The sequence below is a fragment of the Leptospira tipperaryensis genome, from assembly GCF_001729245.1.
GTDB classification, from domain to species: domain Bacteria; phylum Spirochaetota; class Leptospiria; order Leptospirales; family Leptospiraceae; genus Leptospira; species Leptospira tipperaryensis.
The window spans coordinates 2,968,187-2,983,363 of record NZ_CP015217.1; the positions used below are offsets into that span (position 1 = coordinate 2,968,187).

The following is a 15,177-nucleotide window of genomic DNA, read 5'->3' on the forward strand; positions in this document are numbered from 1 at the left end:
GTCCTATCTCGATTCGGGATTTCTTAGACTTTCGAACACAGAGCACGAAAGGATACCGTGTTCGTCGGCGGGGCAGGACTCGTTACCGGATTCTTTTTCAGAGCACACCCTTTCACTTGGATATCGTACGCGGTCGCCGAATTTTCGATTATATTCACGGGACACGGCGCGCTCGGGCTATATACACTTTGACCGTCAAGATCGATGTTCAAAACAAAACTTCCATTTTCACGCAATAAAACTCCGGAATTCAGAGATAGATCAGCATTCATAATATAGAGAGTCGGTAAATCAAAAGGATTGCCTAAATTTACCGATCCATTCGGACAAGGATCGATGTTCCGCAAAACGTTATTTCCGCCTAACCGCATATTTGCGGTATTGATATTCGGTCGAATAAAATCCGGATCCTCGACATTGATAGAAACCGGTGTAGGAGTTCCAAGAAGGAAAAGCAAAGGAAGAAGGTCTTCTTCCTTCTTAGGATCGGAGCATTGGATTAGAATAAAGTTTAGGAATATGAAAAGAAGGATACTTTTTAGTTTCATACTTCAGAACAATGTAAACGATCCAAAGTGGTCAACCAAGATCACCTAACCAAGAACTTTACGGAATGAAATGCACCTTTTCAGCGAAAATCAAAGAGCTTCTTCTTTTGAAAATTAACAGCAGGAACCCGATGAACCGTTTATCTCTATTCGATTGTTTGCAGGTCCGCAATCGAATAGACCGAAGTGTTGATTTCTATTTCCGATAATTTTAAAATATTGCGAGTAACGAGTATCTTCTAACATCATCGCAGTGTTCCCACAAACAAGCGAAGGCCTATCTTTTTCAAATAAATGGTGATCGTCTAAGACAAACGAATTTTCGGAATTCTCGATCCCTCCCAGATAGAAAGCGACCTGTCCGTAATCTTCGCACTTGTCTTCCAATGGAAGTTTAAAAACCTTGATCGTCATCGAGTAAAATTCGATTCCACCCGCCTTTTGGATGAGATCGTTCTCGATCAAATCAACCTTTGAACTCGCAGTGATTCTAAAATCTAAATTTCCTAAACGATTCAGGAGTCTTCTAAAATCTTCGATATACATCGCTCCACCCAAACATTCTCCGTAAAAAATCGGATCTTGTGCGATTTCGATCGGTATTCGTCTGCTCGAAAAGATATCCGAAAAGAAAAGTTCACCGCCGGGTTTTAAGACTCTAAAAATTTCGGAAAATACCTTTTCTTTTTGAGGAGAAAGATTGATCACACAATTCGAAACAACTACGTCGACTGAAGAATCTGCGATGCCGAGACTCTTTAGATCTTCGATATATCCGTTAAAAAATTCCACGTTCGATTTTTTGTAACCGAATCGATCCTTATGATAATCTAAATATTTTCGAGCTATGGATATTTGTTCCTCCGTCATATCCACTCCGATCACTTTCCCGTTCGGTCCGACGAGTTTTGAAAGTAAAAAACAATCGCGTCCGGAGCCGCTTCCTAAATCTAAAACCGTCTTTCCTTCCAGAGCGTATGGAATGGGCGATCCACAACCGTAGAATTTATCTTTGACTTCTTCATGAACCTCGCTCAAAATCTGGCGCAAATAAAAAGGCATTCGATCCGTTGTACAGCAAGCGCTCGTTTTTAAATCCTGGTTCGTCTTTAAGATCGTCCCATAGTATTCTTTTACGCTTTCCATGACGTTTGCTATCTGATTCATACCCGCTCCTCGTTTATAACACTTTCAAAATCCGATTTACGATTCGTCTATGGAAGGCTATTGTTATTAGAAATTCTTCAACTTCTAAGGACTCAATACAAATTCTTAAATCAAAGTTATAAACTTCGATTCTTGGATTTATTTTTTCCCGTATTTTTTATAAATTTCAGTTTTGTGAGAATCGTCTATTTGAATTTTACTCAAATCACCTCCCGCCCAAGAAACGACCCGAGGATCCATTAAGCTCCGAAACAAAGGTGTAAACAATGCCAGACCAAACATTCCGCCGTAGCCGTTCGGCATCTGAGGAGAATCTTCAAAATGTCTTAAGGACTGATAATGTCTCGTTGGATGAGCATGATGATCCGAATGTCTTTGAAGATGAAAGAGAAGGAGATTTGAAATCAGGTGATTGCTATTCCAGGAATGTCTAGGCTGACACTGTTCATAACGGCCGTCCTCCGTTTTTTGACGAAGGAGACCGTAGTGTTCAATATAATTAGCGGTAGTTAGCTGCCACCATCCGAAGGCGGCTTGGATCGGAAGAAAAACTAGCATGATAGGACCAAAAGCGAAGACTAACGCACCATAAACGAGAAGCGTGATCGCTAAGGGTTGGAGAATTTCATTCCCCCAATTCCAAACGCTCTTTCCGCTTCTTTCCAATCGAATCCGTTCCAAATTCCAAGAACGAAAAAAGGCTCCTGGAATTTCGCGAAGAGCAAACATATATATATTCTCGCCCATTTTCGACGTTGCCGGGTCTTCCGGAGTAGCGACAAAACGATGATGTCCTTTGTTATGTTCGATAAAAAAATGTCCGTAACCGACCGAAGCTAACACGAGTTTGGCTAACCATCGATCCAAGGATCCTTTCTTATGACCCAACTCGTGTCCCGTATTGATCGCAAGACCGTTTACGAATCCGAGAGAAAGTGTGAGCAAAGAGAATTCCCACCAGCTTAAAGAATGAGTTGCGACCCACCACGCACAGACTATAAGAGAAGCGTAATGAACGGGAATCGTAAGGCGAGGGAGAATTCTATAATAAGGATCCTTTTCCAGCGAAGGAACGATGGATTCAGGAGGATTGTTCGGATCTTCCGGAAAAATCATATCTAAGATCGGAAGAATCAAATAGAAGATGATGAGGACAGTCGCGTAGAAAATTCCCCAACCCGTTGTATGAGCCGCCCAGATCCCTAAGATTGGAGCGGAAGGAAAAATAAGCGAAAGCAACCATACATACCTTTTTTTATCCACATAGGATGACTGTGACATTTCCATTTTTATCTCCTTAGAATTCTTTGTTTCGGTTACAAGTTTTATCAAAAATCCATACCCGCAACTCATTGGCTGATTTCAATCAGCTGTAAGTAAATCGTTGATTGATTGGTCTGAATGAACGACAGAAAACAAGGCATTTTGATGTTGGAAAGGAAAGCACAAATCTACATTTATAGGAAAAATTCAGAAAATAGGCGTTTTTCTTTCCTATAATAAGGTGAAAGTTAGAGTGATAGGTTTTGTATGGAGGGCGCGAGATGGATTGAATAAAAATCTAAATTCAATCCATCACCATTAAGTAATACACTAGATCGGTTTATTTGAAACCGACTTAGGTTTATAAATACAAAGAAGACGGTTTCAAGATGTGAAACGGAAATACCGAAGTAAGTCTACTTATTTGTATTTGTTTTTTCCGGCGAAACTAAAATTTCAAGAGCGCTCACCTGATTGATCGGGACTATATTGGTATAATTCTTTATATCCTCTTACAGTTCTTTGGCATGTGGCAAAAACGTATTCAAAAAAACTTCAGGTTTTGTTATTAAAATATTAGACTGATTCTCGGGAAACCGGCCGGCCGAATTACAAAAAATCGCATTAAATCCTTTTTAAGGATCGTGAGCGGCATACCGCGCATAGAAAAGGATTCTTAAAGGTGTCCATCCTAAAGCATCAGATAGTTTTCTACATTTACGTATAATTCGTAAGTGAAGTATAACCTTTCGCTTCCTCATTCTGAAATGATTCAACACTTCATATTTAAACTTTTTCTTTATAAAGTCGCAAAGCGTTAACCACAACAGAAACAGAACTCAAACTCATGGCAGCGCCAGCAATCATTGGGGATAACAAAATATGAAAGAATGGGTACAAAAGACCGGCCGCAATCGGGATGCCCAAAAAATTATATATAAACGCGAAGAATAGGTTTTGCTTTATATTACGCATAGTGGCTCGGCTTAAATAAATTGCTTTAGAAATTCCTAATAGATCTCCTTTTACTAAAGTGACACCGGCGCTTTGAATCGCAATTTCCGTTCCGGAACCCATAGCAATCCCAACGTCAGCCTCCGTAAGTGCCGGAGCATCGTTAATTCCATCTCCGGCAACGAGCAAAACTTCATTCGAAGATTTAAATTTACTGACAATTTCTTTTTTATCTTGGGGGCTAAGACCTGCATAAATTTCCGAAATACCAATCTGATCTCCGATCTTCTTTCCGGTAGACATTGAGTCCCCTGTTAACATTAAAATTCGAATCCCAAAAGATAACAATCGAGAGACAGCGTCATTTGTAGTCGATTTAATGGGATCGGTAATGGCAATAATTCCTATCCACCGTTTTTGATCCGCGACCCAAATAACGGTCTTTCCATTTGAAAGAAATTCTTCTTCTTTCGATTGTAATTCTTTAGGAATGGAATCGTCTTTTATTTCCCAACCCGTTTTCTTACCTACAAATACCAAGAGATCATCTATTTTTGCATTCACACCTCTACCGGTTAAAGAAGAAAAATTTTGACTCGGAAGAGATTTTATATTTAATTCTTCCGCTTTATGAACAATTGCCCTTGCAATTGGGTGTTCGCTCATCTGCTCCAATGAATAAGCCAATTGCAGTAGGTATTCTTCGCTGACTTCAGATACCGGAATCAAATCAGTGACTCTAGGTTTACCCTCGGTAAGAGTACCGGTTTTATCGGTAAAGAGCATCGTAGCTTTCCCCATCTTTTCTAAAGCTTCCGCGTTTCTTATAAGAATTCCATTTCGAGCACCAATACCTACTCCCACCATAATGGAAATAGGAGTAGCAAGTCCCAACGCACATGGACATGCAATTATTAAAACAGAAAGAGAATTCAAAATGCTGTTCGCAATGATCGGCTCTGGTCCTAAAAAATACCAAAGGCAGAAGGTAACTGCGGAAATGAAAATAACTACAGGAACGAAAAAACCGGCAACCCTATCCGCTAACGCTTGAATCGGTGCCTTGGATCTTTGAGCCTCCTCCACCATACGGATAATTTGTGAAAGAACAGTCTCTGCACCTACACGCTCGGCTTGAATGATAAAGCTACCTGTCTGATTTGTACTAGCGCCAAATACTTTGTCTCTTACTCGTTTTTCAACTGGAATCGGTTCACCAGTCAGCATCGACTCATCGACAAAGCTAACACCTTCCAATATAACTCCGTCGATAGGAATTTTTTCTCCAGGCTTGATTCTCAATCGATCTCCGATCTTAATTTCATCGACCGCGATTTCAATTTCCTTTTCGGCATCTAATTTATGCGCGCTTTTCGGCGCTAAACCTAACAAAGCTTGGATAGCATCTCCGGTTCTACGTTGAGCACGTGCTTGTAGATACTCGCCTAATATCACTAACGTTAGAATTACCGACGAAGCTTCAAAATACAGACCAATCTTTCCGTGCATCTTAGCAGTCTCCGGAAAAAGATTCGGGAATAAAACCGCAAACAAAGAATAGCCGTAAGCCGCTCCAACACCCAAGGTTATCAGAGTATACATATTCAGATTTAAAGTCTTAAAAGATTTAAAACCCTTCTTAATTAGGAAAAAGCTAGGACCAAAGAATACAATCGTTCCTAAAATGAATTGAATCCAACCACTATAACTCGTAAGCATTTCAGACGTTAAGAACATTTCTCCCATGGCCAATAAGAACACCGGAGTCGAGAATATTAAGGAAAAATAAAATTTCCGTCCTAAGGAGCGAACTACAGCCTCATCCTCTTCATTGGAATCCCCTTTTTGCAAAACTAAGGTCATCCCGCAGATCGGACAGTCACCCGGTTCGCTCCGTTTAATCTCTGGATGCATAGTGCAAGTATATACTTTCCCATTTACTCTCGAAAATTCGGATGAAGTCTTTTCAAGCGGTTTTACTGAATGGTGATGCTGATGTTCTTGTTCCATTTTAAATCCTTATTAGCAAATAATGAAGAACCTTTCCTATGTCCAATCAAGTCATTAATTCAGAATTATTTCACCCATACCCTTGAGTGCTTCTCTAATCCCTTCTCCGACCGTTCCCAGTTGGTCGTACAACCGACCATCCCGCCTTTCTTCCGGTTTCGGGCCGCGTCCATCTGAGCTTTTCTCTTGTCCATCTCCTTCTTCACTTTCAAGATCGAGAAGAATTGACCAAACTGAGCAACCCCAAACGCTCCGTCAGATACATCTCCCACAAGTGTTCCCGATGTTACCGCAGCCTTCGCACATTCCTCCGGAGATTTCCCAAGACAAGATACTGTCTCCCCGCTCTGAACTCCTTGGATAAAGCTGTCCATCGCATCAGCAGCTTCCTTGGCCGCGTCCCGCGTTGCGATCCGTGGAGAGCAAACGCGTTGAGTTTCGCGGGTCGCGCTCTCAGCTCCGGTCAAGTTATTGTGTTCTACTTTTAGAATATTCATTTTCTCTAAAGCCAATAACTTGACCCCGCATCGATCGCTCGCGGGGTTGGGAGAAAAATGTTTTGTCTAGAAAGGTGCTTCGCACAGCCTGTGCAGTTGAGGGAATTTTTCTAAATTTTTGGAAAAAAATCAGAGCGATTTTTTCGAGTTGAACCAACTCTTTGATGAATCAAAGAGTTGCCGTTAGGCGGGGTTTTGATGAATAAAGATAGAAATTCTTAGATTTTTTTTTCTCAAGTCAATTAGCGGTTACTTTGATTTTCCTTGGTATGCTTCAATCTTCCATATAACACCAAAGTATCATATGAAATTTCAATACTATTACGTTATAACCTGAAAGCAAGAGCCATCTACATTTTCTGGATCTAACAACGATTCTTAGAACCGTGGTAAAGAGATAGTATGGATTCTAAGTTTTTTCAGTCCGATCTTTCTTTTTGGATTCTTCTTTTCGAAAATATTCTTCTTTATCTTCTCTGGAAAGTTTCACCGGAAAGAGTTTCTTTCATTCTGAAAATAATCAGAAACAAATACAGAAACTTCTTTAAAATCAAAAGGAAAGGAAGGCCATCTGAGTTTTGGGAAATCTACCATCAAGTGAAAGATATGTTCCTCAATAACATCGGCTGGGGTGCCTCTAGGATTCATTCTGAACTCTTGAAACTCGGATTTGAGATATCCTTAACTTCCGTAAAGAGAATTCTAAGAAGGATTCAAAAAGGACTTGGACCTTTCAAAAATTGGAAGGCCTGGTTGAATTTAATCAACCAAATCAAAGATTACACCGTTGCAATGGATCTTTGCAGGATTCAAACAATTTACGGATCTACAATGTTTGCTCTCACTTTCATTCATCTCGGCTCCAGAGAGATTCTTCATTTTTATGCGACTTTCAATCCTACGAGAGATTGGGCATTAAGGCAAATCGAAGAAGCGAAACTGCTTTGTCCTGAGTTTGAAATTCTTCCGAGAGACAACGATGTTCTTTTCTCTGGAAGAAAGATTTTAAATGGGCTGGAGGATTTAGGTATCGATTCTCTTTGCACTCCATTGGCATCCCCTTGGTGCAACGGAATTATGGATGGTGGTTTGGGTCTTTAAGGAGGGAATGTCTCAATCACATTCCAATCTTCTCTTTGAACCATCTGCACCACGTGGCACAAGAATACATTAATTACTACAACTTCTGGAGGCCGCATCTCGCTCTAAACAAGGATTCTCCTTGTGGAAGAGTCGTTACTCTTCCTTCCAATTCCTCCAAGATTATCAAACGAAAAGTTCTTGGAGGGTTGCATCATGTTTACTCACATTCGAAGGTCGACTTTGAAAAAAACGCTTAACACATGTTAGTCGCGAAATTCAAGCATACTTAACAAATGGCGGTTTTTGGCCTATGAATTTATTAATAAAATTATTACCTCATGCACCACATACCTTGGCCAAAATGGTTTTTATCGAATAAGCATGCTTTATCAGGACGACAAAACATCAAAGTATTCAAAGTATGATTTAAAAGGAATTCTTGAATATTTGATCCACACGGAGTAGAAATCAAAGATTTCAAACAAAAATCTATATCTTTTTGTGTATAATAAGAACTCGGCCCTAAAAAAGATAATGGATTAGTTGAACTATTCTTTGTTAGTAAAATACTGTAATTACTTAAACTCGAATCCAATATATTACAAGTCAGTAATTTACTTTTAAGAGTAGTCTCAAATCGTTCTTTGAAGTCTTCATTCCCACCTATCTGATCCCCCCCAATACCAGCACAATAAAGTATTAGCAGCAGAGGAGACAGATAAAAGTAAGTGAAGATTTGTTTCATAAAAAACATATCGCACTATTACTTTTGTTTTTTTCCAAACACGTCAACGTATTTACATTCTTATTCAACTCTTGAAATTTAGCAAAATCTCGATACATATTGTAGTAATGAATTGCGAGCGTTGTTACTCTATATGTTAAAACGAGTCCTCCAACCCAGGCGCTACCCGTTAAAATGCCTGCTGCCGAAGAAGACGTTACAATCTCGTTCAAATGCGATCCGACTTGATTCGTTAAAAAATTAGCCGCGATAGGCAAAATTACCCAGTTCATAATAATGCCATTTTGAATTGATGGCAAAAGAATTTCGTTAAATATTGTTTGCCCCATCTTATAATTTCCGGTTGCAACCGTCCATATTGCTAAGTTCTGAATCTCCCTTGCAGTTTGGCGTATAAAAGTCTTTTGGCTATCCTTGACCATTTTATCTCTAATGATAGGCCTAAGCCAGCTTTTTACAGATACTCGTGCAGCTATCCAATTCGAAGCTTTAGCCATTGAATTATAAATTCCATTAGAAAAATTATTACCTATTTTATTGAGACCGCTCTTTCCAAAACTCTTACCAAGCATATGGCCGACAATACGATTAAACATATGAATCCACGCATTATTCCCAGTCGGATCATTGTATTGCATTGGATTGCCATTGACATACATAAATAAATTGCTTCCAACTATGCTTTCAGAATCTAAATGTGAATCTGCTTGTAGAAATCTTCCTAAGTTAGGGTCATAATACCTAGATTTGTAAAAAAGTAAGCCTGTTTCTTTATCTTCTTCTTGCCCTGAATATTTGTATCGAAAGGCATCTGGTCCATAAGAATCAGTTCTTAAAATTTCTCCATAAGGCTTATAGGAAACATAGCTGGTTCCGATGGCCGAGCCACCTGAAATAGGTTTTCCTACCCCATTAGTCGCCATAGTGATAGAGCCCAAATGATTTGGATGAAAGAAAATCATTCCAGGAACCGGGCTTCCACCTAAGTTAGATCCACCACTTGTACTAGGATTGGACACAGAAGGAGTGTCAACGGGAATCGTCGAAGGTAACGCTATCCAAGGTGGGTCCCCATTTTTACTTCCCGTTCCCGGCAGAATCCCACAAGAAAAGAAATTAAAACTCATGAATACGCTGAGAATTAAAATAGGGGTCACACCCGCATCAATCGGCTTCAAATTCCTAAACTTAGGGGTTCCATATAAAACCCAACCAACGAAGCAGATAACGAAGATCCCAAACATAGACATGATTCCTAATCGGAATTTATTTCCAATTTTACCATCTCTAATATCAAATACCCAGCGTAAGGCTATCGGATAATTCGCTTCACTTACAAAGCGATTTTTAAAATATTGCAAACAATCAATCGATATCCCTTTACAAATCGAATCTTTAGGACTTAAAGCCAATGTAGCAAACTCTGTTTCCTTTGGTAGGAAATTAGCATCTGACAATAGACTTACATTTTGAAGACCGATTTGTGCAACTACTTCATCTTCAAGACCCTTAATATAAATTGTATGGAGAGGCGTAAAGCCTGGTCGAAAGCTGATTTCATATAAACCATCAATGCTAATTACACTTGATGAATCAGATTGTTTACTCTTTCTTAAGCGAGAACCTTTATAATCATAATCAAAGGTCATCACCTCACTATCTTTTGTCAAAATTCTCTGAAGTCTTCCCATCGGATCATAATCTAGAGTATCTCCATCTCTATTCGTCATTAATCCGGAGTTATCATATGAATAAAGTTGATTTCCTTGCGGAGAATTAATCTGCGTGACAGCGTGCGAATTAGCTCCGCTGTAAGAATAAATATTTGCGCCCTTTTTAATTAAATTTCCGCCGTCGGAATATTGATATTCTTCGGCTCCATATTTTCCATTCGAATTAACTATACGATTAAATTGATCATATTGAAAAGTTTGAGTTCTACCAGGATTTCTTAGATCTTCAATTTTTGTAATATTACCTGCCAAATCATATTCATATTTCAAACTTTCATAAATATCCGAATCTAAACCGCTAATTACTTCAGTTGGTCTTCTAAAAATAGGATCAAAATAAATATTTGTTTGTACCCCATTCCCAATATTTCGTAAGACTTTAAATTTTCCGCCTTCCATTAACGGCCCCGCGTAATTCACAACGGAGTGCCCAATACTGCTTCCGTCTGCAGTATCCATTGTAACTGAAGTTAGATAACCACTAACAGTGTATTGATTGTGAATAACGGAACCATCCGGATAAGTAACTGACGTGACTCGATTCCCAAGATCATAATCTTTCAAGAAGATAAGTGTTAGATCTTCTTGGTTTAAAGTTTTCTTTATTCTAGTTTGATTACCTCTTGAATCATATCGAAATTCAGTTTTTCCGATAGAATCAATTACAGAAGTAAGTTTACCTTTCCCATTAACTGAGGATGCTTCATCATAAGTAAATTGTACACTTTGCGTCGTTCCGTTAGAATGATGCCCTGTTATGTTAATTAAACGATCTGCAGGGTCATATTGATAAGTGTTGAATAATCCATTAGCATTTCTTTGTTCTAACACGGTACCCGTTGGAGAGTTAATGAACGTTGTAGTACCAGTATCGGGATTTGTTTGATTTAATTTATTCCCAAGTAGATCATAAGAAATAATGGTATTTAACCCTTGTGGATCGGTAATCTTTGCAATCAATCCTTGTGGATTGTAGCTATATTTTATTGTTTTCCCGTTCCTCGCCTTAGACAAAACTTGATTCAGTTGATTTTTAGTTTCAGTAAAAGAATCTATTTGGGTTCCATTTACACTCACGATCGTTGTTGTATCGTATCCTGAATAACTAATATCAGTTATTTTGCCTGAAGTATCGGAACTTTTAATTATATTATTTTCTGTATCGTAAGTATAGACGGTTGTTAAAAAGGGCGTAGTTCCAAGGTAAGGCTCATTCTTACTCCTAACAGAACCATTTGAATTATAGACAGTATCTTGGGAGAAGACAATTGCATCTGCGATTAATTTTTCTGTTTTAATTGTTCTACCAAAAGCATCATGAGATTCCTGTGTCCAAGAATCTCCAGTTTTTAAATCATGAATTGTTCGTTTAACTTTTTCTCCGGCAGGGCTTCCAGTTTGAATGTATTCAACAACTTCAGACCAGTCCGATTCACCGGAATATTTGACTCCAATCAATCTTCCAAAATAATCATAAAGATTTTCTGATCGATTGCCATTCGCATCCACAGCTGAGAGTTCTTTTCCAAAAATATAGTCATAAATTCTAGTCGTTTGCAAGCCGACAGAATCTGTAGTTTTTGTAATATAATTGTGGGTAATTGCATCATATTCCAACAAAGAAATATTACCATTCGGATCTCGAATCGAAGTTGGATTTCCAAAACTATCATAGGAAAGAAAAGATTGTACAGCATATTCCGTTGTCGAAGGCTTAATCAAAGTTTTTCGATCGGTGATTAAATGGTTGGAATATACGAACTCGGTTTGCGAACTCAAATTTCCCCCTTGCGATTTCTGAAACTGGGCAACCTCTCCTAAAACCCAATCTGACAGAGATACAAAATAGGTAAAATCTTCCCTCAAAGTTAACGAAGAATCGCCATCGATTTGTATAACCTTAGAAAGAAGGTTATCGTAAGCATCATATGTATAATCCGCTTGCAGAGTAGATAGTGCTGCTCCGTTCTGATATTTGGTCGAAATATCTTGATTTTTACGAATATTTATAGTCCCGAATGGACTGCTAACTTGTCCGTAAACGAAAGTCGCTGCAGAAATTAATTGATTATTAAGATACTCATCGCGTTTAGTTTCAATACCGACGAAATTAGGGTTAGTGCCTTGATACTGGCTAATATTTTTTCTTCCAGTCAAGGTTTCGGATATTGTAATTTTTTCAAATCCCATCATTGAACGATTGTCTTGATCTTGAATATAAGTTCTTCCGTTTTCAAAAACGTAGGACTCCGATTCCCCGAGACCATCGGCGACCTGAGTATATATGTTCGTCGCTACAGAATATGAAGTTAAATTTGGCTTCAAGAATGCACCTATCGAACTCGTATTAATTGCATTCACCACACTTGAATTCGATGAATCATATGTATTCGCGTAGCTAATTTGAATTCCTTTTTCTTGTACGCTTAAAATGTCAGTTAGAAGTCCCTGAGAAATTTTCTTGGAATAGGAAGGTTCATTATAATCAACATTCATAGCATTGCTATGAGCTGTTTGGTTTCTTTCAAAGGAATGAAGATTATTGACCAGAGTATCGTTGACCAAATTTCGCATAGATGCTCTAAATCCAATAAAATCTGAACGTCCATCCTGATTCGTATCCATTGCGACCGAAAAAGAAGCCGCTGGGAAACTAACGTCTCCCCCATTCGAATAAAAGAGACTATTATTTTTACTACGAGAATAAGATACGTAAATAGTTCCATTTTGAAAACGGATGAAGTCTGCCTTACCGTCTCCATCAACATCTGCAAACGTTTTAGTATTAACAAAGTTGCTATAAACTTTCGCACTATCAGAGGCCATCAACGCCGAATTTGGCGGGACAGGAACAGTTTCGTTATAATCGAAGACAACGTCGGTATTACTATCATCTGCACCATTCTTTACGTGAAAACCAGTTCCATTAAAAAAGAATGTATAGAAAGAAACTGAATCTAACGTACCATCCCAGTTTACATCGAACTGCTTAACCTGAGTTCCATCATTGGATACTTCGAAAGTTGTATCAAAAGACGAAGTAGATGGGTTATATAAGTCAATTTGGAACCCGTTATTGACCAAGGATATACGATCTGCCGCCCCGTCCCAATTCATATCTCGCATGGAATAGCGTTTACTATTTGAAATACTGCTGGAGACTTCGTAATAAGGAATCGTGTAACTAACTGGAAAAGGTAACGGTGATCTAACAACATGTCCATCGGATAGATAGACATAGAGATTATTATCAGCAGAAAATGTAATCAGATCTAGATAACCATCTCCATTTGAATCAGCAAGAAAACGGTCCCCTTCCGTACCCGGTACGCCGATATAACTGGATGTAGTTGTTCTAATGGAAAAGTTTCCACCGCTATATCGCAAGAAAGAAATACTTAAATTTTTACTTCCATCTGGATTATCTGTCATTCTAACGTAATCAGCTATCCCGTCGCTGTCCATATCGACAAATTGCCGAAAGGAAGTCCCGATTCCCGGAATATTAAGTGTTATGGGATTTGTATTTAAATTTCCGCCCGTTGCCAAATAGATTAGGAAATTATTAGAAGTATCAGTTTGAATAAAATCGCTTTTCCCATCCGCATTTAAATCCACCAACCCTTGATAGGAATTTGGATTGGACTTTAGAATTGCCGGAATACTAATAGGATTAAAGTTTGCACCAGTTAAACTTAAACTTACATTTAATTCTACATTATCATTCTCTAAAGAAACAAAGTCTGAGATAAGATCCCCATCAATGTCCCCCTGAAAAACTTTCGACTTTTCATTGAAAGTAAACGTCTTTCCACCGATCGGCAATGTCGCACCGGGATTAGAGCTATCATATCGAACAAGTTGGTTACTCTGTTTATTGCCTGAAATCCATACAGGCTCTGGGGCTTTCTTTGGATTAAAAGTCGCGAGGAAGGTTTGAGAACCTACGATTCCATTGACGCACATATCACCAATGGAATCCATATAACCCCAGCAAGCCAAGCCAGCAAATCCACCAGAAATTGCCATACAAGTTGCATCCGCAGAACAAGCACATACTAAGGCCGCGAAATCACAATCTGACTTGATAGATGAATTTTCGAAACGATAACTCATGTCGATCGCGGAAGGAGAAGACTTAGAAGTGGATCCTACCGTCGGAGAGTCATTGTTATACTTGAAAGAAATGGGGCCGTAGTTTTTACGATCTAACCCAGCAAGCCGATTCTTTTTATCAAATAAATTATTGTCATAGGTAAGCGTATATTTCTCCGCTTCAACAACGGCTCCGTTGTCTTGTTTTTGCGTAACTGAGATAGATCGAATTCTCTTTGTTAAATTAGCTTGAATATTTAAGAAATTTGATTCTACCGCATCCGTACGATCTTCATTATCAAATTGGATGATTGTATTGCCTTGGTTGTATTCAATCCTATCTGGTATTGGCGTTCCGTTAGAAGAACTATAAGGTTGATACTTTATATTGTAACCATTTCCATGCAAATCTCTCACACGATTAAGTGCCCATATTCTGGAATTCCCGCTTAGATTTCGAATTGTTGCATTTGAATTAGGGTTTTCGGTAGAAACATCCTCCCCAAAATAATAACTTGTACCATTTCGATCCTGTGCTACCCAGGAATCGGATAATTTCTTAAATTGGAAAAACGATTCAATCTTAGTATGATAAACGTTTGTCGAGGTTTGAATTAATTTGCCAGCAAAGCTAACGTAAGCATCATTTCCATCATTGTGGATCCCTTTCGACGGATCGATTGAAATCGTTAAGAAACCTGATAGATCCCAACCGCCGCCTACTAATCCGTCGTTTTGTAATGAGTTATATTGCAATTCAATAGCCGGAGTTATGTCTTTGGTTCCTTTTGGAACCTGAATCGGAATGGAAGCATTCAATGCTCCAAAAGAATCAACGACAATCTCTGGGAGGGGTTGAGGGATTCCTGTTTCTGAGCTGGGACCGGAAAGAGAGAACATCTGTAAAAATGGAAAAGCGGCTATACTTGAAAAAACAATTAAGAGAGCGAGAACAACTTTAAGAATACTTGCGCGGGTTAAAATTGATGAGTCAAATTTCATTTTGTAGCTGGTTTCCTAAAAAGAGTCTGAATGTATCATATTGAGTCTTTTTTAAGCAACCCGAGTCAATGCTTTTTCGA

The 15,177-nt window shown here is 38.7% G+C and carries 5 protein-coding genes and 2 pseudogenes; 1 reads left to right on the top strand and 6 read right to left on the bottom strand.

Annotated elements, in window-relative coordinates:
* Window positions 1–23 precede the first annotated feature (23 nt).
* From A0128_RS13855 to A0128_RS13875, 5 genes and pseudogenes are all read right to left on the bottom strand, one after another.
* Complete coding sequence (locus A0128_RS13855) at window positions 24–548, bottom strand: hypothetical protein (protein ID WP_069608057.1); 525 nt, start codon at window positions 546–548, stop codon at window positions 24–26.
* Window positions 549–662: 114 nt separating this feature from the next.
* Entirely contained in the window at window positions 663–1,715 is a 1,053-nt protein-coding gene (locus tag A0128_RS13860; RefSeq protein WP_069608058.1) for a methyltransferase domain-containing protein, read from the bottom strand.
* 138 nt (window positions 1,716–1,853) lie between these two features.
* On the bottom strand, window positions 1,854–2,996 hold the full coding sequence (locus A0128_RS13865) for an alkane 1-monooxygenase (protein ID WP_218918949.1): 1,143 nt from the start codon (window positions 2,994–2,996) through the stop codon (window positions 1,854–1,856).
* A 768-nt stretch (window positions 2,997–3,764) separates the two neighbouring features.
* Window positions 3,765–5,942, bottom strand: coding sequence for a copper-transporting P-type ATPase (locus tag A0128_RS13870; RefSeq protein WP_069608060.1), 2,178 nt, complete (start codon window positions 5,940–5,942; stop codon window positions 3,765–3,767).
* Between the two features lie 57 nt (window positions 5,943–5,999).
* Window positions 6,000–6,298: pseudogene (locus A0128_RS13875) on the bottom strand (polymorphic toxin-type HINT domain-containing protein); the annotation flags it as partial.
* A gap of 543 nt (window positions 6,299–6,841) precedes the next feature.
* On the opposite strand from A0128_RS13875, the pseudogene A0128_RS13880 reads away from it, so the two are divergent.
* Window positions 6,842–7,779: pseudogene (locus A0128_RS13880) on the top strand (integrase core domain-containing protein).
* 484 nt (window positions 7,780–8,263) lie between these two features.
* Here the strand turns inward: A0128_RS13880 and A0128_RS13890 are convergent.
* Entirely contained in the window at window positions 8,264–15,097 is a 6,834-nt protein-coding gene (locus A0128_RS13890) for an RHS repeat-associated core domain-containing protein (protein WP_083244132.1), read from the bottom strand.
* Between the last annotated feature and the right edge of the window lie 80 nt (window positions 15,098–15,177).

Excerpts from the sequence above, each read along its gene's own strand:
- A0128_RS13855 (WP_069608057.1), bottom strand. The coding sequence starts at position 548 with ATGAAACTAAAAAGTATCCTTCTTTTCATATTCCTAAACTTTATTCTA.
- A0128_RS13860 (WP_069608058.1), bottom strand. The coding sequence starts at position 1,715 with ATGAATCAGATAGCAAACGTCATGGAAAGCGTAAAAGAATACTATGGG.
- A0128_RS13865 (WP_218918949.1), bottom strand. The coding sequence starts at position 2,996 with ATGTCACAGTCATCCTATGTGGATAAAAAAAGGTATGTATGGTTGCTT.
- A0128_RS13870 (WP_069608060.1), bottom strand. The coding sequence starts at position 5,942 with ATGGAACAAGAACATCAGCATCACCATTCAGTAAAACCGCTTGAAAAG.
- A0128_RS13890 (WP_083244132.1), bottom strand. The coding sequence starts at position 15,097 with ATGAAATTTGACTCATCAATTTTAACCCGCGCAAGTATTCTTAAAGTT.